Source organism: Rufibacter glacialis (genome assembly GCF_008271745.1).
GTDB classification, from domain to species: Bacteria; Bacteroidota; Bacteroidia; order Cytophagales; family Hymenobacteraceae; genus Nibribacter; species Nibribacter glacialis.
The window spans coordinates 172,969-197,467 of sequence record NZ_VKKZ01000010.1; the positions used below are offsets into that span (position 1 = coordinate 172,969).

At 43.8% G+C, this 24,499-nt stretch carries 15 protein-coding genes; 9 read left to right on the forward strand and 6 right to left on the reverse strand.

The window, feature by feature from the left end; translation table 11 throughout:
• Positions 1 to 2 precede the first annotated feature (2 nt).
• The 7 genes from FOE74_RS01580 to FOE74_RS01610 all read left to right on the forward strand — a co-directional run bounded on the left by FOE74_RS01580 (position 3) and on the right by FOE74_RS01610 (position 17,037).
• Positions 3 to 1,508 (forward strand): RagB/SusD family nutrient uptake outer membrane protein, encoded by a 1,506-nt coding sequence (locus FOE74_RS01580; RefSeq protein WP_149096854.1) that lies wholly within the window; start codon positions 3 to 5, stop codon positions 1,506 to 1,508.
• Positions 1,509 to 1,525: 17 nt separating this feature from the next.
• Positions 1,526 to 2,116 carry a hypothetical protein gene (locus FOE74_RS01585; protein ID WP_149096855.1) on the forward strand — a complete coding sequence of 197 codons (591 nt, stop codon included), beginning with the start codon at positions 1,526 to 1,528 and terminating at the stop codon, positions 2,114 to 2,116.
• Positions 2,117 to 3,472: 1,356 nt separating this feature from the next.
• Positions 3,473 to 6,706, forward strand: coding sequence for a SusC/RagA family TonB-linked outer membrane protein (locus FOE74_RS01590; protein WP_149096856.1), 3,234 nt, complete (start codon positions 3,473 to 3,475; stop codon positions 6,704 to 6,706).
• Between the two features lie 6 nt (positions 6,707 to 6,712).
• On the forward strand, positions 6,713 to 8,230 hold the full coding sequence (locus FOE74_RS01595; protein WP_149096857.1) for a RagB/SusD family nutrient uptake outer membrane protein: 1,518 nt from the start codon (positions 6,713 to 6,715) through the stop codon (positions 8,228 to 8,230).
• 1,450 nt (positions 8,231 to 9,680) lie between these two features.
• Positions 9,681 to 12,809 (forward strand): SusC/RagA family TonB-linked outer membrane protein, encoded by a 3,129-nt coding sequence (locus FOE74_RS01600; RefSeq protein ID WP_149096858.1) that lies wholly within the window; start codon positions 9,681 to 9,683, stop codon positions 12,807 to 12,809.
• Between the two features lie 12 nt (positions 12,810 to 12,821).
• Complete coding sequence (locus tag FOE74_RS01605) at positions 12,822 to 14,312, forward strand: RagB/SusD family nutrient uptake outer membrane protein (protein WP_149096859.1); 1,491 nt, start codon at positions 12,822 to 12,824, stop codon at positions 14,310 to 14,312.
• A 334-nt stretch (positions 14,313 to 14,646) separates the two neighbouring features.
• On the forward strand, positions 14,647 to 17,037 hold the full coding sequence (locus FOE74_RS01610; protein ID WP_149096860.1) for a prolyl oligopeptidase family serine peptidase: 2,391 nt from the start codon (positions 14,647 to 14,649) through the stop codon (positions 17,035 to 17,037).
• Positions 17,038 to 17,253: 216 nt separating this feature from the next.
• On the opposite strand, the gene FOE74_RS01615 is transcribed toward FOE74_RS01610, so the two are convergent.
• Positions 17,254 to 18,096: a phosphatase PAP2 family protein gene (locus FOE74_RS01615; RefSeq protein ID WP_149096861.1), complete on the reverse strand. Its 843-nt coding sequence runs from the start codon at positions 18,094 to 18,096 to the stop codon at positions 17,254 to 17,256.
• Positions 18,096 to 18,905, reverse strand: coding sequence for a phosphatase PAP2 family protein (locus FOE74_RS01620; protein WP_149096862.1), 810 nt, complete (start codon positions 18,903 to 18,905; stop codon positions 18,096 to 18,098). Before FOE74_RS01620 ends, FOE74_RS01615 begins: the two co-directional genes overlap by 1 nt.
• 306 nt (positions 18,906 to 19,211) lie before the next feature.
• Here FOE74_RS01620 and metK point away from each other — a divergent pair, with 306 nt between their 5' ends.
• The gene (metK, locus tag FOE74_RS01625; RefSeq protein WP_149096863.1) at positions 19,212 to 20,516 is read left to right on the forward strand and encodes a methionine adenosyltransferase; all 1,305 of its coding nucleotides are present in this window, start codon (positions 19,212 to 19,214) and stop codon (positions 20,514 to 20,516) included.
• Positions 20,517 to 20,594: 78 nt separating this feature from the next.
• On the opposite strand, the gene hpf is transcribed toward metK, so the two are convergent.
• From hpf to FOE74_RS01645, 4 genes are all read right to left on the reverse strand, one after another.
• The gene (gene hpf / locus FOE74_RS01630; protein WP_149096864.1) at positions 20,595 to 20,894 is read right to left on the reverse strand and encodes a ribosome hibernation-promoting factor, HPF/YfiA family; all 300 of its coding nucleotides are present in this window, start codon (positions 20,892 to 20,894) and stop codon (positions 20,595 to 20,597) included.
• A 26-nt stretch (positions 20,895 to 20,920) separates the two neighbouring features.
• Complete coding sequence (locus tag FOE74_RS01635) at positions 20,921 to 21,799, reverse strand: tyrosine-type recombinase/integrase (RefSeq protein ID WP_149096865.1); 879 nt, start codon at positions 21,797 to 21,799, stop codon at positions 20,921 to 20,923.
• A gap of 75 nt (positions 21,800 to 21,874) precedes the next feature.
• Complete coding sequence (gene rpsU / locus FOE74_RS01640; RefSeq protein WP_149096866.1) at positions 21,875 to 22,069, reverse strand: 30S ribosomal protein S21; 195 nt, start codon at positions 22,067 to 22,069, stop codon at positions 21,875 to 21,877.
• Between the two features lie 83 nt (positions 22,070 to 22,152).
• Positions 22,153 to 23,292 (reverse strand): acyl-CoA dehydrogenase, encoded by a 1,140-nt coding sequence (locus FOE74_RS01645; protein ID WP_149096867.1) that lies wholly within the window; start codon positions 23,290 to 23,292, stop codon positions 22,153 to 22,155.
• Positions 23,293 to 23,757: 465 nt separating this feature from the next.
• Here FOE74_RS01645 and FOE74_RS01650 point away from each other — a divergent pair, with 465 nt between their 5' ends.
• Positions 23,758 to 24,492 carry a polysaccharide biosynthesis/export family protein gene (locus tag FOE74_RS01650; RefSeq protein WP_188686351.1) on the forward strand — a complete coding sequence of 245 codons (735 nt, stop codon included), beginning with the start codon at positions 23,758 to 23,760 and terminating at the stop codon, positions 24,490 to 24,492.
• Positions 24,493 to 24,499: the final 7 nt, after the last annotated feature.

Genomic DNA, 24,499 nt, shown 5'->3' on the forward strand with positions numbered 1-24,499 from the left:
GAATGAAAAATAAAATAATAGCATTTTCTATCCTTGCAGGCTTGTCTTTTCAAGCGTGTGAAGACATTGTACAGGTGGAGCCAGCAACCTCGCTGGCTACTTCTACCGCTCTATCAACCCTTGGGAGCTATAGAGCTGTTTTAACCTCGGCTTATGATAGAATCCAGACTTTCACTTATTGGGGAAGAGACATGGCTCTTCTGGGTGATGCTTTGTCTGATAATATCTATACTGAAGTTTCTCAAGCAAGTGGTCGTTATACAGGGGTAAATAGAAATACCAGAAACAACCATTTTGGAATTTGGGGAACTGCGTATGGTACTATCAACGATTTGAATACCATCATTGCCAATATTGATAACCTTACGGTTGGTTCTTCTGAACAAGCTGGTAAGGCTCAAGTAAAAGCCCAGGCACAAGCCTTGAGAGCAATGGTGTATTTTGATTTGACAAGGATCTATGGGTATGAGCCAAATAAGATTCCAACTAGTGGTACAGGCGCCAATTTTAACAAAAGTGTTGTGTTGCGGCTTCAGCCTACCAACACACCAGCAGATGCCGCTCTAACTCCACGGGCTACTGTAACTGAGGTATACACGCAGATAGAGACGGATTTGAAAGCCGCCATTACTGCATTGGATCCTGCTACTACCTCTGGTGGTAGATATGTCATGAACAAAGGAGCTGCTCATGCCCTATTAGGAAAAGTATATTTATACTGGGAGAAGTGGGCACAAGCAGAGGAGCAATTTAAACTAGCAATGGCTAACACAAATGCTACCCTCGCTCCTAATATTGTTTCTGCCTTTAACACGGTGCCAAACCCTGAGTCTCTGTTTGAGCTTAACTTTGTTCAATCAACAGAAGTAGCTGGTGTAACAGGTGTGAATGAAAGCCTTTTCACCTATACACAGCCTAATGGGAAAAATGCACCCCTTTCTGGAACTGCCAACGTGTCTACCTATGGAGGACAAACTCCTTCTGAAGAACTATTAGCGTTATTTGGGTTAACTCCTACCCTTACCAACCAAGCTACAGTTCTTGATGTAAGAAAGAATTTCTTTTATAGAAGCGCTTCTTCTACTTCCGGTAACGTTACTTATACGTGGTCAAATAAATATAACGCTGCCAATGGAGCTTATACAGACAACGTAAAGATCATCAGATACGCTGATGTGCTGTTGATGCTTGCTGAAGCACATGTTATGCAGGGGGAAGTAGGTGATGCCGTTGCTCTGTTAACCACACTGAAAACAAGCAGAAATTCTGCGGCATTGATTCCTGCTGCTCAAGCAACTTTACTTCAATATATTAAAGATGAAAGAAGAAGAGAGTTGTTCTTTGAAGGTCATAGATGGTTTGATTTGAAACGTTGGGGAGAAGGTATCACCAAACCTGCTGCTACTGCGGTTGGTATAATTCCTCACACAGATTATAGAATCTTAGCTCCTATTCCAGTAGCTGAAGTAACTCTAAATCCAAGTTTTCCTCAGAACCCAGGTTATTAATCCATTAGACGATAACAATGAGAAAATTATTTAATTACGCATTTTTGCTTTTAGCCGGACCTTTTCTTTTGGCTGGTTGCTTGCCAGAAGAAGGCGAAGAGGCTTTGAAATATAAAGGCCCAGAAGTTGTTGAATTCAAAAACCAATACCTTGGTGTATTATCCACGGTTCTTCAATCAAAAGGTATTTTGACATCTCCTGCTTCTACTGTACAAACAGACTCATCTAGAACTATAACTCCTAGAGCTTATAGACTTAACGCCACTACTACTCTTGGTGCAAGAACTGTAGACAGCGTTCTGGTGCAGTTAGTTGGTCCGCAGAGAAGTACTGAAACAGTTGTGAATTTTGAGGTAGTATCTACTAGTACTGCTGTTAAGGGAACTGACTACACGTTTGATGCAAGACATGCCAACAACACTGTAACCATCCCGGCTAATAGCTCACAAGGATACATTTTAATCAGACCAATTGCAGGTGGTAGTGCCCCAGGTACAACTAAAAGAATTATTCTTAAGTTGACGGGTAACCAGGAGTTACACGCCTCACCTAACTATGACAATTTCTATTTGTCTATTTATCAACCAACCACTGAGCAACAATTATAAGTTGATTCATTTAATTCATTAAAGAAAGGGCTATCCTCACAGGATAGCCCTTTCTTTTTTGTCCCATTAATTTCACTTTTCAACTTATTGTAAGTGGTTATCGATTGCGGCGAGTTCAATTACAACTCAGTACGTTTGTCTACCCATACCAATGTTTATTAGCACTGATGTTTATTTAGATATCATGGGAATCCGCTCCATCCTTTTTTAACTGTATCTAAATTAGATATTAGCTTATTTCATAAAGCATTAGTGGTTTTTCTGTTACCAACTATAGGTTGGGCAATGCTTAGAATAAGCCCACCCTCATCGTGGAGAAGAACCCGAAGGGTGTATGGGCGGGTTTGGTATCTTTTGCAGTGGAAGTCAAAACGGGTAGACAGCGGCAGGTTACTGCGTCCTTGTAACGAAAATCTTTAGCAAGCTTCATCTTTAATGGGCAGGTGGTTACCTAGTTGAATGCGGGAATATTGGACTGACCTGTCAGCGGAATAATTTCAGGAGGGGCGGCAGCTGGCGCAGGCAGCAGCGCTTGGATCATATGGAAGCATTAAAGAACCAATTCATAAAGATTCACACCAAGAATGGGAAAGTAAGGTAGTACTTCAACAACCTATACATTATCTATTTGATTATATAAACATTTTTGAAGGCAAAAACAGAGTGCTATGCCTACTGGAATATGTGGTCGAGCAATTTCCTCACTTCTTAAATTACTTACCTTCTTTCAGTTTTGCCATCAAGTTGCTGGAAGTAAATCTTATATGCATAGCTAATGATTTTGTCGATATGGGAATTTTAATTTCATTATGCCAAATTTATCGCATGAAGTCACCATGGTACCCAAGTACTTCATAACCATTGAGACCTGTTTTTAAGTTGTGTTGTCTTTTATTGAATAAGGAAGTGGTAGCTTTTAAAAAATAATAATAAGAAATAGAAGCATTTTCCTTTACGTTACAATTTAGATCCTCCTGTAGCACTTTTCTGTAGTTTATTAACTATTTGAATATTACTATTTAATCAGCCTTGCTCATTCAATCTCAGGAACACACTTGAGAAAAAGTATATGCTCTGATATGCTTATGGAATAAAATTTTTTACAATACATTGAGCTTTATAAAACTTTATAAGATATTTAAAAAATTATATTTATTACAATGATATAGACAAACCTATTAAGCTATTGGATAAAATCAATTATATTTTAACTTTTAAGAATTAGATAAATTTAAATTAATCTGTAAATAGTTTAGTTAAAAATAATAAATAGTTAAAATGTTAAGAAAAAGTTAAATTTATTTTATAATTTAGATTATCAAACAACAAACTTTTCTTAAACAACCAACCAACCTCATGAAGAGAGCTTTACTTTTCAGCTTCGTGTTGTTGCTTGTGCTTTTTACTCAAGCATGGGCTCAGACACGGACTGTAACAGGACGAGTGACGGACGCAGCAACAGGAGAGGGAATGCCTGGCGTGACGGTTCAACTCAAAGGAAGTACTACAGCCGTTCCAACGGATGTAAACGGATCTTACTCAATAGGCGTGCCCAATGCGGGCGGAACACTGATTTTTACCTTTATCGGATTTACGAACCAAGAAATTACCGTAGGTAGCCAATCTACTGTGAATGTAAGGTTGTCAACTGATGCCGAAGCCCTGCAAGAGGTAGTGGTGACAGGATACTCCACTTCTACACAACAAGCCTTCACTGGTTCTGCAAAAGTGGTGAGTGGGGAGGCCTTGGAAAGGAAAAATGTGGCAAACGTTTCACAGGCACTAGCAGGTGAGGTGGCAGGTGTAAGAGTAATCAACACCAGTGGACAACCAGGTACGGTGGCTACCATCCGAATTCGGGGGATAGGTTCAGTAAACGGAAACAGAGATCCTCTCTACGTAGTTGATGGTGTTCCCTTTTTAGGAAGCATTAATTCAATAAACCCATCTGATATTGAATCTACTACTGTTCTAAAAGACGCAGCAGCTACCGCCATATATGGCTCAAGAGGTGCCAACGGTGTTGTGGTTATTACAACAAGATCTGGCCGAGGCAAAAAGTCATTTATTGAAGCAGATGCTAATTTTGGTACTAACATGCAGTTGCTACCTCGTTACGAGACAATAAAGTCTCCTGAGCAATACATTGCATTAGGCTGGGAAGGGCTCTATAATTATCCTAACACAGGTACTGCTGCAGATCGTATTGCCTATGCAAACACGAATCTGTTTTCTAATAGTGGTGTCAGAACAGGTTACAACCTTTGGAATGCCGCAAATGGTGCGGCATTGATTGATCCTGCCACTAGGTCAGTGAGAGAAGGTGTGACCAGAAAATATGACCCAGAGAACTGGGAAGACTATGCCTTTCAGGATGCTGCTCGGAGAGAGTACAACATCAAATTAGGTGGTTCCTCTGGAAAGACTAGCTATTTTACTTCCTTTGGATATCTGGATGATAAAGGATATTCTATTGCTTCTGATTATGAGCGCTTAACAGCCCGTTTGAATTTAAGACAAGAAGTAACAAAATGGCTCACGGGTGGCATTAACTTTAATTACGCTAAATCAGAAACCAATGAAGGGGGACAAACCTCAGACTCTGGGAGTATTTTCTGGTTTGTAGATAACATTCCTTCTATCTATCCTTTGTTTAAAAGGGATGCTGCAGGCGGCTTGATCCCTGATCCTTTCTTTGAAGGTGCTAATGTCTATGATTATGGTGCTGAAGGCAATTTTGCCCGTGGTTTCGGGGGATTAACTAATTCAATTGCTGATGCAATCTATAATACAAGAAGGCATAACCGGGATGAGATTAATGGTAATGCCAATCTGGATTTCAATATTATGGAAGGGTTGACCTTAGAGAATAGAATTGGAGTACAGTATTCCCATAATAAATATGGTTACCTGAATAACAAGTTTTACGGGTCTGCAGCCGGGCAACAAGGTTCTTTGGGCTTAACAAGAACAGAACGGTTCTCTTACAACTTGCTGAATTTATTACGCTACACAAAATCTTTTGGACAGCATGGTATAGAAGCGTTGGTTGCCCATGAAGCAACCGATTATGATCAAAATGTATTTTCAGCTTCTGGATATAGATTAGTAGATCCAAATATTTTGGAGTTAAGCAATGCCGTTGTGAAGAATCCAACCCAGAACTCTTACACTACTAGATATACCCTAGAAAGTTATTTCGGGCAATTGAATTATGACTTTTCTAAAAAGTACTTCTTGTCCGCAACCATCAGAAGAGACGGTTCTTCAAGATTCATCAATGAAAAGTGGGGAACCTTTGGCTCTGTAGGAGCAGCATGGCTTGTCTCTGGTGAGGATTTCATGAGCAGTTTAGGTTTTATTGATTTCCTTAAACTGAAGGCAAGCTATGGATTAATCGGAGATCAGGCAGGTGTTGGTGTCTATTCAGGTTATGACTTATATAACGTTGATAACGTGAACAACCAGCCAGGTTTCTCTTTCGCGACAAAAGGAAATCCTGACTTGACTTGGGAGACTTCCAAGATGTTCCAAACAGGGGTGGAGTTCGAACTTGGTAAATATGTGTCTGCCTCCCTGGATTATTATGTCAAAAATACCGATAACTTAATTTTTGATATAAGAACTGCTCCGTCTTTGGGTTATGCGATCCTCACTTCTAATGCAGGAAAACTTCAAAACAAAGGTTTCGAATTTGATGTAACCGGCCATATCCTCCAGACAAAGGATTTTCGATTAGATGTGAGTGTGAACGGTGAGATCTTTACAAACGGAATCACTGAAATGCCCCTTGATCCGTCAACAGGTCAGCCTAAGGTGATAGATGTGCAAGGAAACTACGGTTGGTCAGAAGGTCATTCCATCTTTGATTTCTATATGCGTGAGTGGGCAGGGGTAGATCCTTTGGATGGTAGAGGAATGTGGACTGTTCATTATGTTGATGCAAATAAAAATGGTTCTTTCAACACAGGTGAGCAAATTTCAAGCTTAACAGACTACCTGGCTAAAAACCCAGACCAAGCAGGTAATATTTTAGTAGGAACTACTAAGACTTATTCAGAAGCTACCCAGAAATATGTAGGCAAGTCTCCTATACCTGATGTAAGAGGGGGCTTCAACTTGTCTGCAGGCTTCAAAGGTTTTGATTTGACGGCCCAGGTGCTATATAGCTTTGGTGGTTATGCCTATGATGCTGCGTATGCAAGCTTAATGCACAGCGGTGTGGTGGGCAGCAATAACTGGCATGTAGACATTCTGAATAGATGGCAAAGTGCAGAAAATCCTGGTAATGGAAGTGTTCCACGCCTTTCAAATGCTAGAGACGCAAACGTGACCTCCGCTTCAACCCGATTCCTGACAAAAGCAAATTATCTGGCTCTGAATAATGTGCGTCTTTCCTATACTGTTCCAGTGAGCCTTACTAGTAGAATTGGTGTAGGTGGCGTTTCGGTTTGGGTATCTGGTGATAACCTATGGTTGAATAGTGCTCGTAAGGGTTTCAACCCTTCCACAGCAGAAACAGGAGGATCTAACACCTATTTGTATAGTCCTTTGTCAACCGTGTCGGCTGGTTTAAGAATCAAAATTTAAATTATTATGAAGAAGAGTCTATATACAATAGCATTAACTGTTCTTGCAGTTTTTGCCAGCAGTTGCCAGGAAGACTTTCTGGAGGAACAACCTAACCAACAATTATCGTTAGAGCAGCTTAGAGAGGCTGCTAAAACAGATCCCTCTTTGCTAACAGCGTTCGCTGATGGAATTTACTCAACCATGTACCAAACGGGTACAGGTGGTACTACTAACCATACAGATTTCGGGCAAAAAGGATATGACATTTATGCTGATATGCTAGCTTCCGATATGGTGTTAGCAGGTACAACTTATGGTTGGTATTCTGACATCGCCAGGTATCAAGCTACAAAGGACTTTACAGTAAATACAACTTATCAACCTTGGCGGTATTACTATCGCATTATTTTTGGAGCCAATTCTCTTATAGAACTTCTGGGCGGAAATGACGCAACGCAAACAGACGCTAGCAGAACTCATCTAATGGGGCAAGCTAAGGCATTGAGGGCCTATGCTTATTTCTACCTGACTCAATTCTTCTCAACTGGGTATGGCGATGGGTCACAGAAAATACTGCCTATCTATAATACCACTACTGTTCCAGCGCAGCCAAGGAGTACAACAGCAGAGGTTTACGAGTTTATAGTAAAGGATTTGGATGCTGCTGTTGTTGCTTTGCAGGGCTTCAATAGGACTGCTAAACTACAGGTAGATCAGACAGTAGCGAAAGGCCTTCTTTCTTACGCACTTGCGGCACGTGGAACACCGGCAGATTTGCAACGAGTAGTAACTTTAACCAATGAAATTGTCGCTACTACGCCTTATCGGATATTGAATCCGAATGAAGTGGTCGCACAATTTGATGCAGCAGGACAAATTACAAACCGTACAACAGCTGGGTTTAACAATATTGCGTCTCCCAGCTGGATTTGGGGGGTTGACCTTTTACCAGCCTACGGACTTAATCTTATTTCTTGGTGGGGACAGGTAGATATTTTCACCTATAGCTATGCTTGGGCAGGAGATCCAAAAGCTATTGATAAAAGTTTGTATGACGCAATCCGTCCTAATGATATAAGAAAAGGCCAGTTTGTTGCTTCAAATTTACAACCGAGAAATAAGTTCTTTGCACCAAACAGGGTAATTGGTCAACAGCGTCAAGTGGAGACAGATTATGTTTATATGCGTTTGGAAGAATTCGTGCTGCTGAATGCGGAAGCCAAAGCAAAATTAGGTCAGGAGGGTCCAGCCAAGGATGCGCTTAAGACCTTACTGGCTAGGAGAATGACCTCAGCAGCGGATTATTTGTATGTTGATGCCTTAAGAGGACAAGCCCTGCTAGATGAGATCCATCTTCAGACCCGGATAGAACTCTGGGGTGAAGGAAAATCTTATTTATCTCTTAAGAGGAATAAGAGAACCGTCACCAGAGGTAGTAATCACTTGTTTGAGGCAGGAAACTCTTTCGCATGGAATTCTGATGAACTTACATTTGAAATCCCCCAAGCAGAAGTGTTGAATAATCCCCTGCTTAATCAATAGTAACAAGCATTATCTGCAAGAAAGCGTTATAGAAGGTTATTGTGTTTCTTGACAAAGCCTTTTAAAAAGTGCCTATAAAAACAAATGGCTGCTCGTATGAGCAGCCATTTGTTTTTATAGGCACTTAATATGCTGCTAAGATTTCATTAGAAATATTTAAAATAAGTGTGATTTGGTCAATAAAATATTTTAAATACACAGTAAAATACTTGAATATTTGAGTTTAAGAGAACTCAATATTCTTATTATAAGCTTGGTTAAAGATTAGCTATGTCTTGGTTTCGAAAGTTTGTAATGATTTTAGAGTTGGGTTACTAAGAGGAAGTTGCAAGTCATCAATACTGTGGAGCGGGAGTCCTTACAGATTTCACTTTCGTTGAGCAGGAGGTATGTGTTTAGAGAAATTTTATGCTTTAGGCTTCAGCAGCGGCTAGGCTGGGCAGCTGACCAATTTCAGCAGAAGTTGCAAGTCCCAGACTAAATTAAAGACAGGCAGGAGCTTCTCTTACTGAGCAACAGGTGGAGCTGTAGAGGATAATGGAGATAAAAGGAGGGGAACTAGTGGCAGCAGCGCCTGGCGCATAAAGAAACCTAAAAACAGGCCAAAGTAATTAACGCCTAGAGTAAGACGCTGGAGAGCATCATCATGCTCTTCCCTATTTTAAAAAACTACCATTATACTATTTAAAGGCATAAAAATTTGGCCACACTTGAATAATGAACTAGATGGCTTGACCACAGCTGCCTGGCCGCTACCTGTTATGTTCTATTTGGTGTACTAAATTAGGTTGATACTGATACACAAATCTTGGCAGGTCACCTCAATGATTAGCTGGAGGCGTAAGTAGTGACGGAAGACTTGCTTTTGCCTGAACCCAACCGTTGGGGTAGACGTGGCTGCCGCTTTTCAGGAAAGGACGGAGGTTTGGGAGAATTCGTATTACTAAAGTGCCCTAGAAGTAGTTCATGTAGAACCCTGCAACTAGTGGGGCCTCTTACATTTTGACTGATAATTCATTTCCTTTTAGCCGGACCTCTTCAATACCTAATGAATAACAGAAAAAAATAGCTCTAATAGTGGGGAGACCCAGACATTGAATTTCAAGGTGATACTAGAATTTTATTATAAAAAATATTAGACAAAGTATCTATCAATGAGAAGCTTCTAAATATTGCCGCCTCCCTTTTTCATTTCATGCAACAATAAAGAGCATCTTCTTCAAAAGAAGTTAGGAAAATGCTTTAAGTAAAAGTTAATGCAAGTAATAGAAATTTATGAAGAAAGAAATATAAATAAAATAATAATAGATAGTAATTATAATTACGTAAAGTATTGCGATGGTGCATATGCTTCGGATAATTTAAATAAATATGTTAAGAAAAAGTTAAATTTATTTTATATTTTAGGGTGTCAAATGATAATCTTTCCAAACCACAAACAACCAATCTTATGAAGAAAGCTTTACTATTTAGCTTCGTGTTGTTGCTGGTGCTTTTCACCCAAGCATGGGCACAGACACGGACCGTAACAGGACGAGTGACGGACGCAGCAACAGGAGAGGGAATGCCTGGCGTGACGGTTCAACTCAAAGAAAGTACTTCGGCTGTTCCAACTGATGTAAATGGATCTTACTCAATAGGTGTGCCCAATGCGGGCGGAACACTGATTTTTACCTTTATTGGCTATACCAACAAAGAAGTTGTTATTGGAACTGAGTCAACAGTCAATGTACGGTTAGTAGGAGATGCAAAAAGTTTGAATGAAGTAGTAGTGGTAGCCTATGGTACCGCAGATCCAGCCACCTTTACTGGATCTGTTGCTCAGATAGGTGCTGAAAAGCTCGCACAAAGGCCAGTTACGAATATTACGAACGCCATTGCCGGGCAAGCTGCCGGTGTACAGGTCTCTGGAGGGTCAGGACAACCCGGAAGTGGGCCTGATATACGCATCAGAGGGTTTAGTTCTGTCAATTATTCCAATGATCCTCTTTACGTAGTAGATGGCGTCCCATTTACTGCAGGTCTGTCAAATATCAATATGGAGGATGTGGAGAGTATTTCCATCTTGAAAGATGCAGCTTCCACTGCTCTTTATGGATCCAGGGCCACTAACGGCGTAGTAATGATTACCACTAAAAGAGGAAAGAAGGATCGTATTCAAGTAAATGTAAGGGCTCTTCAAGGGGTTTCTTCCAGAGCAGTTCCTGAATATGACCGTGTAAGTGCGTTTGAGTATTATCCTCTGATGTGGGAAGCATACCGTAACAGTTTGATAAGAGGAACTACTACCAAAGAACAAGCTAGCCAAAAGGCCACAAATGATATAAAAGGATTGCTGGGCTATAATCCTTTCAATGTACCTAATAGTCAAATTGTACTTCCTGATGGCTCGTTGAATCCTTCAGCGCAATTACTATGGGCAGATGATTTGGACTGGGAGAAAGCCTTAACCCGTGACGCCTCTAGATCTGATTACACAGTTAGTTTTAATGGTGGTTCTGAAAAAAGTGACTACTATGTCTCTTTAGGCTACCTTGATGATAAAGGGTACCTGCTAAGGTCAGATTTTGAGCGTTTTTCTGGCCGTATGAACGTCAATAGTAATTTGACAAATTGGTTCAAGGCTGGTGTGAACATGAATTATACCCTTTCCAATTCTAACCAGGCAAGTACTGGAAGTGCTACAGGCTTCGTCAATCCATTCTTCTTTAGCCGTGGTATTGGTCCTATTTATCCCATTCATCAGCATGACCCAGTAACGGGAGCCTATGTGCTTGATGCAAATGGGCAGAGGGTATACGATTTAGGTGGCTCTTCTCCAACTATGACCCGGCCAGTGTATCCGGGTAGACATATTGTGGCTGAAACAGAATGGAATGATTTTTTATATAGGCGTAATGTGCTTGGAGGTAGAACATATGGGGAGATTACTTTCCTAAAGGATTTCAAATTAACTGGGAACTTTGCTGTAGACATAACAAACTACGAGCAACAGACCTATGAGAACACAGTAGTGGGAGATGGTGCTCCTGCTGGTAGAGCAGGCCGAGAACTTTACAACCTAACCAGTTTTACTGCTAACCAATTACTGAACTATAGTAAAACAGTAGGAGGAGTGCACGTATTTGATGCCCTATTAGGGCATGAGAACTTTAGTAGAAAGTTCGACAATCTAACTGGGTCGAAATCTGGGGAGATAGTCCCTGATAATACTGAACTGCAGAATTTTGGAACAACCAATAGCTTCAACACCTTTTCAGAAGAACATAAGATAGAGTCTTATTTTGGTAGGGCTAATTATACTTTTGATGAAAAATATACGCTTTCTGGCTCATATAGAAGAGATGGCTCCTCAAGGTTTTACAAAGATGTTCGTTGGGGAAGCTTCTGGTCTGTTGGTGCTTCTTGGCGTTTAGATAATGAAACATTTTTCACTATGCCAACCTGGATTGACATGGTGAAGTTGAGAGCCTCTTATGGCCAAGTGGGCAATGAGAATATTGGTGATTATTATGCATGGCAAGCCTTATACACCTTAGGTAGAAACAATGCAGCTGAGCCAGGCTTCTCGCAGGCTACATTAGGAAACAGAGCTTTGGTGTGGGAAAAGAACAACAGCTTTGATGTAGGAGTTGAATTTGCCCTATTTAGCAATAGATTGAACGGCACCGTGGAGTTCTTCAATAGAGAGTCTGAAGACTTATTGTTTGAAGTGAAGCTTCCGCTCTCAACAGGGGTAGACAGCAGAATAGAAAACATAGGGGCTATGTATAACCGGGGCATTGAACTCAGATTAGCCGGTGATGTAATCAAAACCAATGATTTCACCTGGAACTTAGATATAAACTGGACTACCTTCAAAAACGAACTCACCAAGTTGCCATATGTAGAATTAGTGACTGGTACTAAAAAATACAAAGTAGGGGAAGATATGCAGGCTTTTTGGTTGCGTGAATTTTATGGGGTTGATCCAGACAATGGAAATGCCTTATACAGAGCCATCAACTACAATGAAACCAACAGTAAGATCATAGGTTCTGATACCGTTACTTTCTTAGCCAACAACGCCAGATATCATTATGCAGGCTCTGCCATCCCTGATTTCTCGGGTGGAATCACTAATACCTTCACTTTCAAAGGATTTTCCTTGTCTGCGCTGATCACTTATTCTGTTGGGGGTAAATTCTACGATAGTGAATATGCAGGGCTCATGAACCATGGTACTTATGGTTCAGCCATGCACAGAGATATGCTAGGGCGGTGGCAGAACCCAGGGGATAACACCCGTGTCCCAAGGTTGGAAGTAGGAAATACCGCTAATCTGGCTGCCGCATCAGACAGATGGTTGAATGATGCCTCGTACCTGAATTTCAGATCTGTAAGCTTAAATTATAATATTCCTGCAGGCTTTGTGAGCAAGCTACGCTTACGCAATGTGAATGTATTTGCTACTGGTGAAAACTTAGGGTTCATCACTAAAAGAAAGGGGATGAACGTAGCGCAAAACTTCAATGGTACCACTTCAGCGGTGTATGTGCCTTCTAAGAACTTGTCTTTAGGAATCAATCTTTCTTTATAAAAAAAAGTAGCAATGAAAAAGAAGATATATAGCGCATTTTTAGCGTGCATTTTGGTATTTTCTTCTTGTGGAGAAGATTACCTGGAAACATCGCCAACTAATGCCGTTACTGAGGCAGATGTAGTTTCCAGTACGAAGAATGCTATGGCAGCCTTAAACGGTATTCACAGAATGCTGTACTCACAGCACAATGGTCAACAAAACCAGGGGGGAGAGGGGTCAATGAAAATCATGATGGATGCCTTGGGAGATGACTGGGTGCAAACAATAGGAACCAGCTGGTGGTCAGGGGAACACAACTGGATAGCACACAGAAATGCAACCTCCACCACCACCTACAACCATGCCTGGTACTACTTTTATTACAGAATCATTGCCAATGCCAACATGCTCATCAATGGACTGGAAAAAGCCACTGGGCCAGAGACGGAGAAGAAGATGGTGATTGGCGAAGCGTTAGTATACAGAGCTTGGAGCCATTTTCAGTTAGTACAGGTATTTGGAGAGCGGTATGATGCAGGCAAAACCAACAACCAGCTTGGAGTGCCTTTAATCACTGAAAATACCACAGAAGGCAAGCCAAGGGCTACGGTAGAAGAGGTCTACGCGCAAATCAATACAGACCTGGACAAGGCGATCGGAATGCTAACAGGCCTGCCCACCCGCCCGGCAAAGTCCCACTTCAATGCTGCAGTAGCTAAAGGTATAAAAGCAAGGGTCGCATTAACCATGCAAAACTGGCCTGTTGCCGCTAAAATGGCTCAGGAAGCAATCCAAGAAAGCGGAGCTACTCTAATGAGCAGAACCCAATATACAAGTGGGTTCAATAATATAGATAATCCTGAGTGGATGTGGGGAAGCAAGATGCAAGCAGATCAAACAAATTTCTTCTATTCGTTCTTTGCTTATATGTCTGCTAACTACAGTTCCACAGTAATTAGACAGAATCCGAAGAAAATCAATTCAGTGATCTACAATCAGATTCCTGCCACTGATGTGCGTAAACTAATGTGGGATCCAACTGGGGCAAGTATTCCAGCGCCGCCAAGCGGAATAAAGGCACCTTATGGGAATAAGAAGTTTTTAGTAGCAGACACCAATCTTAGTATTGGAGATGTGCCTCACATGCGTTTAGCTGAAATGTATCTAATCTTAGCTGAAGCAGAGGCCAGACAAGGGCTTGCTACTGCCGCAGATCATCTCTATAGGTTAGTAAGTGCGCGCGATCCTCAGGCTGTAAAGTCAACCAAAACAGGCCAAGCATTGATTAGCGAAATCCTATTCCAGCGTAGAATTGAGCTATGGGGAGAAGGGTTCCGTTTCCTAGATTTAAAACGCACTAACAGTGCATTAGACAGAACAGGTGCCAATCACATCTCTCAATGGTCATGGGTAATTACAGGCGGTAATTTTAAAGTAGAGCCCGGCGCTAAAGAGTGGCAGTTCCTGTTTCCTCAGGCTGAGATGAATGTCAATAAAGCACTGGTTCAAAATCCACTATAATTATTTTCCTCTTCTGCTCATGAAAAAAGGCTGCCTGATTTAGGCAGCCTTTTTTCATGAGCAGAAGAAAAGTGCTTTTACGGTTAACATCAGTAGCCGCTTTCTTCCAAGTATATTGAAGGCTTGCTTCCCATAGAACCGCCAAAGTCGCTTTTGAAAAATTTGTTCATGATAAATTCTATCTTATAACTATATATTAATTAATCTCTCAGTTGTTTTTGACCTGTTTTTCAAAAAGGACAGCAAAAACAGCTATTTTAGACCGCCTATTCATAGGCGTCCGTTTAAACCCACATTTTCTGTTTTTGTCTATTTTTCTGAAAACAAGCTAAAAATGCACGTGATTACAAAAGCCCTTCTGATAGGGTGCACCGTATTGTTTCCTTTCTGGCAGGGCCACGCCCAAACCAAGCCTACCCTCACGGTAGAGAAAATAATGCAGGATCCAGCCCAATGGATCGGCACTTCCCCCTCCAACCTCTACTGGTCCGAGGATGGGAAGCAGGTCTTTTTCCAGTGGAACCCCGAAAAGGCAAAACGCGACTCGCTCTATTCCGTGAACGCCAACAGCAGAAAGATCACGAAAGTCTCGGCCGCTGCGCGGAAGAACCTTCTCCCACCCGGTGGCACCTACAACAAGGATAGAACTCAGCGGGTGTATGAGCGGAACGGGGACCTGTTTTTAGTGGAGACCAAATCGGGCAGGCGGCGGCAAGTCACCAACACGGTGGAACGGGAGTCCTCACCAAGCTTCACCTTTGATGGGCAAGAGGTAACGTATCTCAAGGACGGGAATCTTTATGCCTGGAGTATGGGCAGTGGCCAGACCCGGCAGCTGACTGATTTCAGGAGGGGGCGCAAACCCGCGGATCAGGACCAGACCAAAGATCGGCAGGAGCTATTTCTAAGGAAACAGCAGATGGAACTGCTGGAGATTGTGCAGAAAAGGGAGGAGGAGAGAAAGCAGCAGCGCCAGGCGCAGAGAGAAATCCTAAAGAACCGTCCCAAAGAAATCTATACGGAAGACAAGACGGTAGATAACATCATCCTGAGTCCAGATGAACGCTACATCACCTATAGGTTAGTATCACGGCCAGCCAATAGTAAGCTTGCCCAGGTGCCTAACTACGTTACCTCCTCAGGGTACACTGAAGAAATTCCTACCAGAACCAAGGTAGGAGCCGTGCAACCAACCTATGAGCTGGGTTTGTATGACCTCCAGGCAGATACTACCTATATGGTTTCTTTCAAAGGCTTGCCAGGCATACAGGAGAAGCCAGCCTTCCTCAGAGGAAACCAGAGATCTGCCGGTGCTGATACCTCACGCACTTCGTCAGAAGCCAGGAAGATCATGATGTTTGGGCCTTACTATTCACCAAATGGGAAGAAAGCAGTTTTGGTAGCGCGCTCCCATGACAACAAAGACCGCTGGATTATGAGCTTTGACCCTGCCACCAGAACCACCAAAGTTGTAGACCGGCTCCATGATGATGCCTGGATCAATGGATATGGCCCCGGGGAGGTTGGTTGGATGCCAGATAACGAAAGCATTTGGTTTCTCTCCGAGGAAAGCGGGTATGCCCACCTTTACACGGTACAGGTGGCCTCTGGGCAGAAGAAAGCGCTCACCAGCGGTAAATTTGAGGTGCAGAGCATTCAGCAGTCTAAAGATAAAAAGTACTGGTATCTCACCACCAATCAAGTACACCCCGGGGAGCAGCATTTCTACCGGATGCCCTTAGCCGGCGGGAAAATGGAGCAGATCACCAAAATGACGGGTGCCCACGAAGTCACCATGTCACCAGATGAGAAGACCTTGGCCATACGCTACTCCTATTCCAATAAGCCTTGGGAGCTGTACCTGATGGACAACAAGGTCGGGGCCAAGCCGGTGCAGATCACCCAATCCACCACGGCAGAATTCAAAGCCTACCCTTGGCGCGAACCGGAAGTAATTACCTACAAGGCCGCTGATGGGGCCGAAGTGCATGCTCGCCTATATAAGCCCGAAAGTTCAGCTGGAAACGGACCGGCAGTAATTTTCGTGCATGGGGCAGGATATTTGCAGAACGCCCATAAATGGTGGAGTACTTATTTTAGAGAGTACATGTTCCATAACCTTTTGGTAGACAAAGGCTATACGGTGTTGGACATAGATTACCGAGGCAGTGCGGGCTATGGCCGTGACTGGCGAACGGGCATTTACCGGCACATGGGTGGCAAAGACTTAAGCGACCACGTAGATGGTGCCAAGCTGCTCGTTGAGAAATATAAAGTAGACCCTAAAAGCATCGGCATTTACGGGGGATCATACGGTGGGTTCATTACCCTAATGGCCATGTTCACCCAGCCAGATGTCTTCGCGGCGGGAGCAGCCCTTCGCTCCGTCACAGATTGGTCCCATTATAACCACGGCTATACGTCTAACATTTTAAATGAACCACAAGCCGACAGCCTAGCTTACTTGCGAAGCTCCCCCATTTATTTTGCCGAAGGCTTAAAGGGAGCCCTGCTGATGTGCCATGGCATGGTAGACACAAACGTGCATTTCCAGGACATTGTGCGGTTGTCTCAGCGGCTTATTGAATTGGGGAAAGACAATTGGGAGCTGGCGGTCTATCCCATAGAAGACCACGGGTTTGTAGAGCCTAGCAGCTGGACCGATGAGTACAAGCGGATCTTGAAGCTTTTCGAGGCCAATTTGAATAAATCAGCCCCAAAATAACCTGTTGAAATTATCCCTGTTTCACAAATAGGAACATGCCACACCCTTATTTCCCATGAATGTAGTGTTAGCCTACTTCAAAGGGGCGGCGGCAAGTAAACGTCCCTTTCTCTCTTACAGAGGCCAACACTCTACAACAAGTTATTCCTACTAAAACAGAGAAGCCAGCTACTTTAGCTGGCTTCTCTGTTTTAGTAGGAATTTTGGGAAAACGGCTTAAAAACGCTTGCGTAAGGCTACCCCTTGGAGAAGCTCGCCGGCCGGCAACTGTTCTGTTGCCGGAAGTAACCTCCAGCCCAGTTCCTTTTCCTTTTTGTGCAGTTCAGGTACTAAAATACCAATAGTAGCCCCTACCGCGTAGCCTACAATATTATCGCTTAAAAAGTGCTTGCCCGCCCTGAGCCGCAAATAACCTACTGTGGCCGGAACAGCGGCGGCGGCGCCCCACACCACCGGCCGCCAGGGAGAATCTGGGTGTAGGTCATGGAAGACCTTAGCGGTGAAGAACGCGACGCTTGCCGTAGCCGCCGTATGGCCCGCAAAGAAGGAATTGGTGGCGTACTTGTGAAGCCGCTCTTCCAAGGGAGCATGCGTGGCGTATACATTGGGCCTTTTCCGGTTGGTTAAACCGGCAGTTAGGGCATAAAGGCCTCCGGTGAGGGAGACCGTCTCGGCGTACAGGAAGAAAATGTCTTTGGCATGGGGGATAGCGTCTTTATCGGCTAGAAACAGAAGAGGCAGCGCGTAAGAAGAGTAAAAGAAGACATCACTGGCATCTTTGGCCTTCTTGCTGTAATTGCCGGCCGCCCAACGGTCAAACCCATTGACCTGGTCCTTGCTGATGTGCCTTAAATCTTCTTCGGTAAGCCGGGTTTTATTCGTGAGGAGGTAAGAGCCTGCCACCGACATAGACACTCCTCCCGCTGTAATAAGGCCATCGCGCAGCAAATCTGTATGGTACAAAGGTGCAGGACTTTGCGCCTGCAGGGGAGTAAGGGCCCCGTAGAAAAGCGCAATGAGGGCCAGTAGCTTGCAGAATGGTCTGGACAGGCTTTTCATTAGAATTTATATTGAAGGCTGACACCGTCCAGGTTATGCCCCAAAACCGGAATCACACTAGGTGAAAGAGAAAACCCGGTGGTGTTGGCTTTCTTGTGAAGTTGGGGCACCAGAATACCTACTGCGGCACCTACTCCGTAACCAATCAGGTTGTCGCTGAGGAAGTGTTTACCTGCTTCCAGGCGCAGATACCCTACGGCAGCCGGAACAATGGCGGCACCAGCCCATACAAACGGACGAAGCGGGGAATCTGGGTTGTAATCATGGAAAACCTTGGCTGTGAAGAATGACACCGTGGAAACGGCGGCGGTATGCCCGGCAAAAAAGGAATTCTGAGAGTTAGCCCTGGTTTTTTCGCGAATTTCCACGTCAGGGCTATAGGTAAGCGGGCGGGCTCTTGGGAAAGCGGCAGACCCCATGGTGAAAAGCGTGCCCGTAATAGACATAGTTTCTACATAAAGCGCCAGTAACTGGCCCGTTTTTACCTCGGGGTCAAAGAGCAGCAAAGCCGGGGCAGCCAAAGAGCTGTACAGCATGACATCACTCACCTTCTTGGCGCTTTCACTATGGTTACCAGCTGCGAAGCGGTCAAAGCTGTTTACGTCGCTCTTCTTCAAGGCCCGCGCCTCTTCCGGAGTGAAAGGCTCTTTCTGCTGCATGAGATATAGCCCCAACCCGCTCAATCCAACCCCTGCGGCCGTGATGGGGGCGTCTACCTTGAAGGAGGTTTTATAAGGCGATTCTGATTGGGCAAAGGTTTGGGTGCAGGTGAAAAAGCTAATGACAAGGGTATAAAGGTATTTTTTCATAGGTGCGTAAAATATTTTTAAATATGGATTCTGAGATGTTTTTGAAACGGGCAGAGGTATAAAAGGTTTCTGTACCTCTCTTAGAGTTTGGCGTAAGGACAAAAAGGGCCAGCGGCAGTTGTATTAGCCAATGTTTTTAAAAATCAGAGCTAAAACAGAGAGACAGCAAATCCTCTTTTGATAGGTGGCTGGAATATTCCGGTATCAATTCCCCCATAATTTTTTGCATCTCCGGCAATTAGACTAATTTTGTCTCTTGCGGTCCAACTGCTGAGCCGCCTAGCGTTTGTATTAACAATTTAGATAATGCCATATCTTTTTACATCTGAGTCGGTGTCTGAAGGACATCCGGATAAAGTAGCCGATCAAATTTCTGACGCTTTGTTAGATGAATTCCTGAAACAGGATCCTCAATCAAAAGTTGCATGTGAGACTTTGGTGACCACCGGATTGGTGGTTTTGAGCGGCGAGGTGAAGTCACAGGCCTATGTTGATGTTCAGAAAGTAGCCCGTGAGGTAATCCGCCGCATTGGGTATACCAAGTCTGAGTATAAATTTGATGCCGAGGCATGTGGGGTTATCTCTACCATCCATGAGCAGTCAGATGATATCAACCAAGGTGTAGAGCGCGAGAATCCAGAAGACCAGGGGGCCGGTGACCAGGGAATGATGTTTGGGTACGCTACCAGTGAAACCGACAGCTACATGCCTTTGGCGCTGGAGATTTCCCACCTGTTGCTGAAGGAATTGGCGGCTATCCGGAAAGAAGGCAAGGAAATGACTTATCTTCGGCCAGATGCGAAGTCACAGGTTACTATCCGGTATTCTGATACGCATGTGCCTGAGAAGATTGACACCGTAGTGATCTCAACCCAGCATGATGAGTTCGAGAACTCAGATTCTTCTGACCGTGCTGCCTCTAAGCAAGCGGAGGGGAAGATGGTTGCTAAGATCAAGGAAGATGTGCTGAACATCCTGTTACCGCGCGTAAAGAGCAAATTGCCCCAGCGTACCGCAGACCTGTTCGCTGATGACATCACCTATCACATCAACCCAACCGGTAAATTTGTGATTGGTGGTCCACACGGTGATACCGGGTTGACAGGCCGTAAAATCATTGTAGATACCTACGGAGGCAAAGGCGCTCACGGCGGAGGCGCTTTCTCAGGCAAAGACTCTTCTAAAGTAGACCGTTCCGCTGCCTATGCGGCCCGGCATATTGCCAAGAACTTAGTAGCTGCCGGGGTAGCAGACCAAGTGCTGGTGCAGGTTGCCTATGCAATTGGGGTAGCCGAGCCAGTTGGCTTGTACGTGACCACCTACGGAACCACCAAAGTGAAAGGTGCCAATGGCGAAACCATGACCGATGGCGAGATTGCAAACAAGGTGAACGAACTGTTTGAGATGCGTCCGTATGATATTGTGCAGCGGTTCGGGTTGCAGAATCCTATCTTCTCTGAGACGGCTGCCTACGGACATATGGGCCGGGAATCAGGCATCAAGAAAGTAGAGTATCAGGTGAATGGTCAGAAAGAAACTAGAGAGTTTGAGACCTTCACTTGGGAGAAATTAGATTACGTAGAAAAAATCAAGGCTGCTTTTCAGCTTTAGATAACCTGTTTCCAACCTCTTTTTATGAAAAGAGCCCCAATTGGGGCTCTTTTTTTATGTAGACGAAGGGAAGTTATCTTAATAAGAGATGAGCTTCTCCTTGTATTTGATCAATTGCTTTTTCATGTCCTCTACGGCTTTGTCAGTGGCTGTCTCAAAAGTGCCCGCCTCTTCTTTGCAAAACAAGGTAGCACCTGGCACAAAGAGTTTCACTTCCACCAACTTATTGTCATGGGACTCTGGCTTTTGCACACGCAGGATCACTTCACCACTCACGATTCTGTCAAAGAAAGTATCTAGCTTGTCAAGTTTTCTCTGGAGGAAATCTAAGAGACTTTGGTCAGCGGTGAAGTGTACAGATTGGATTTGCAATTTCATAGTTTACTTCTTTAGGGTGTTACGAATTACGCTTTGGGATGAGCTTTCTCAAAGACGGCTTTGAGCTTCTCAATGGAATTATGGGTGTAGACCTGCGTGGCGGCCAAGCTGGCGTGCCCCAACAGGTCTTTGATAGCCCCTAGGTCTGCCCCTCGGTTAAGTAAATGCGTGGCAAAAGAGTGCCTGAGCACGTGCGGACTGTTTTTTACGGCCGTTGACACAGAGCTCATGTATTTCTTCACCACCCGGTAAACGTACTTTGGGTAGAGGGGGGCCTCTTTATCCGTAACGAAGAGAAAAGGAGAATTGTTATTAGGAAAAGCCTCCTGCCGTTTTACCAGGTATTGGGACAAAGAAGTGGCCAAAGAGGTGTTCAGAGGCAGTATCCGCTCCTTGTTGCCCTTTCCCAGCACCTTTAACGTACTGGAGGCGAGGTGGATATCCGCTAGTTTGAGATTGGTTAACTCGGCCAGACGCATGCCGGTGCCATACAGTAATTCCAGAATAAGTCGCTCCCTGAAACCTTTATAATCTGCGGAGAATTCACTCTGGTCCAGCAGTTGGGTGAAGGCGTCTTCTTCAATGAAGGCTGGTAATTTTTTAGCTAGTTTAGGAGCCTTTATGCGTAAGGTAGGGTTACGCTCTAGCTTTCCCTGCTGCACCAGAAAGCGGAAGAAGGAGCGAAGCGAGGCAATCTTGCGGTGGATGGTACGGCTATCCAAGTCTTTTTGGACCAGCGTCACTACCCAAGACCTGATAATGGCATGGTCTGCCTGAGATATGTCTTCCAGATCATATACCTCCTTCAGGTATTCCTGAAACTGGCAAAGATCCGTTTGGTACGAGGTAATGGTATGCGGACTGAAGCGCTTCTCGTACTGGAGGTACTTAAAAAATAATTCCATAAATTAGAAAGTAGCCGCTGATAAGCGGTACCCACTAATTTATGGAATTACCACGTAAAATCTAAGGATAAAAGACTAGTAGTTGTCTGTAGCGAACAATTGTTGCTTGTAGACCGCTCTTTCTCTCTGCTTTCTTTTGGTAACAGAAGGCTTCTGGAAGAACGTTCTGGCACGCAGTTGCTTCAGCACACCTGTTCTTTCAAATTTCTTTTTGAATCTCTTTAAGGCTTTGTCTACAGACTCGTTATCCTTTACGTTGATGATAATCATATTATAGTTTGATTTAAAGTCAGTTGTTTTAAGGATTGCAAAGGTATTGACAAATATGCTCCTTGTCAATACCTTTTTCCTAATTATTTTAATACTGCTCTGGAAATAACAAGTTTCTGAATTTCTGAAGTTCCTTCACCTATGGTGCAAAGCTTGGAATCACGGTAGTATTTCTCTGCCGGATAATCTTTAGTATACCCATAACCGCCAAAGATCTGAACGCCTTCATTCGCTACGCGCACGCACACCTCAGAGGCATACAGTTTGGCCATGGCAGACTCTTTGTTTACGTTTTCTCCCCGGTTTTTCATGTCAGCGGCTCTATAGGTAAGGAGTGCCGCTGCCTCAATCTCCGTGGCCATATCAGCTATCTTAAACGCGATTCCCTGGAACTGAGAAATAGGCTTGTTGAACTGCTGACGTTCCTTAGAATAGGCCAGGGCAGCTTCATAGGCTCCTTGTGCAATGCCAAGGCTTAAGGCAGCAATAGAGATGCGGCCGCCGTCCAATACTTTCATGGACTGGATAAATCCTGCACCCACTTCGCCCAGAATGTTTTCATGCGGTACGCGGCAATCTTCAAAGATGAGTTCGGTAGTCTCTGAGGCGCGCATGCCCAATTTGTCTTCTTTTCTGCCGGCAGAGAAGCCTGCGGTTGGCTTTTCAATCACAAACGCTGTCATGCCATGCGAGTCACCTACTTCGCCTGTTCTGGCAATTACCACCGCTATATTGCTGGATTTGCCATGGGTGATAAAGTTCTTAGCGCCGTTCAGTACCCAATGGTCACCATCTCTTACAGCTACTGTGCGCATGTTACCGGCGTCAGACCCGGTGTTTGGTTCTGTAAGACCCCAGGCGCCTATCCATTCTGCAGTTGCCAGCTTTGGTAGCCATTTCCTTTTCTGCTCTTCGTTACCGAACTGCAGGATATGGCCGGTGCACAAGGAGTTGTGCGCCGCCATAGAGAGGCCAATGGAGCCATCAATTTTGGAAAGCTCAGCAATGGCTGTGACGTATTCCAAGTAGCCAAAGCCCGAACCGCCATATTCCTGAGGAACTAGCACACCCATCAAGCCCAATTCCCCCAGTTGTTTGAAGACATGGATAGGGAATTCCTGAGACTCATCCCATTTCATCATGTCTGGTTTAATGGATTTGGAGCCAAAATCACGGATCATTTCCGCAATCATTTTCTGATTCTCATTATAGGTAAGTTGCATATAGGTAGGTAGTCAGTTTGATTCTGGTAGATTCTTATAAAAGTACTTAAAGAAATTTAATCTTGCTAACGTTTGTTAGTCTTTTGTGTTGGCGGCATTAAGCTTGAACATCATCTTTTCTTAAATCAACATCTTAATGGTTGCAAGCAGTGAAGTAATGTTAGCCTTGTTGAAATTCGTTTTCCTGCTGTTTTGTAGAAGAACCATCTAGAACATGTTTTTCGAATAAGGCAAAAAGGCGAAAAAGTAATATTTAGGGCTGATATTAGGTTTTGGCGTAGCCGTTACTTTTGCCTTACTTTGTGATTGGCTTTGTCTGTACTTAGGTTTCCTGCCTGAACAGATGTTTTTTTACGAGAATGTTTTTTATATATGCCCAACACTTTATATAAGCACGTATTCTTTCTTTTTCTTTTGATAGGGACACTTCAACTGAGTTCCTGCAATGTCTATAGGCAGAACGTAATGTTCAGAACAGAAGGTGACGTGAACACAGACCTTCTTCGTGCTTCCATCATAGAGGCGGGGAGGAATTATAAAATTCAACCTAATGATGTATTAGACATCCGGATTTACACCAACAAAGGGGAGATTCTTGTTGACCCTAATAACTTCCTGCGTCAGGAGCTTGCCCAAAGTGGGGGACGAAATACAATGGGTGTTCAATCTGGACCCCAGCAGCAAAAACCTCAGGAATATACCGTATTGCCAAATGGCGAAGTAAAAGTACCTATGATAGGTTTTGTTCCTGTGCAGGGATTTACATTGGCCCAAGCCGATAGTGTGTTCCAAAGCCGGTTTGAAACTTATTATAGAGACACCTATGTTTATTCTGAGGTAATAAGTAGAAGGGTAGTTGTACTTGGTGCTACTGGCGGAAGTGTCATTCCGTTGGAGAGGGAAAACATAAATGTAGTAGAGATATTGGCTTTGGCCGGTGGAATACCTGAGAACGGAAAAGCACAGAACATCAGACTTGTTAGAAATATAGCTTCAGATAAGCCAATTGTGCACGTAATAGACCTATCTACTATTGCCGGGTTGCAAAAAGCAAGTCTTAAAGTGCAACCAAATGATGTCATTTATGTAGAGCCTGTCAAAAGAGTCTTCAATGAGTCTCTTCGGGACGTGTTGATGGTGATTGGGGCTGTTTCCAATGTTCTCACCTCCTACATCGTTATCAAAGATATAATCAATTAGTACCATC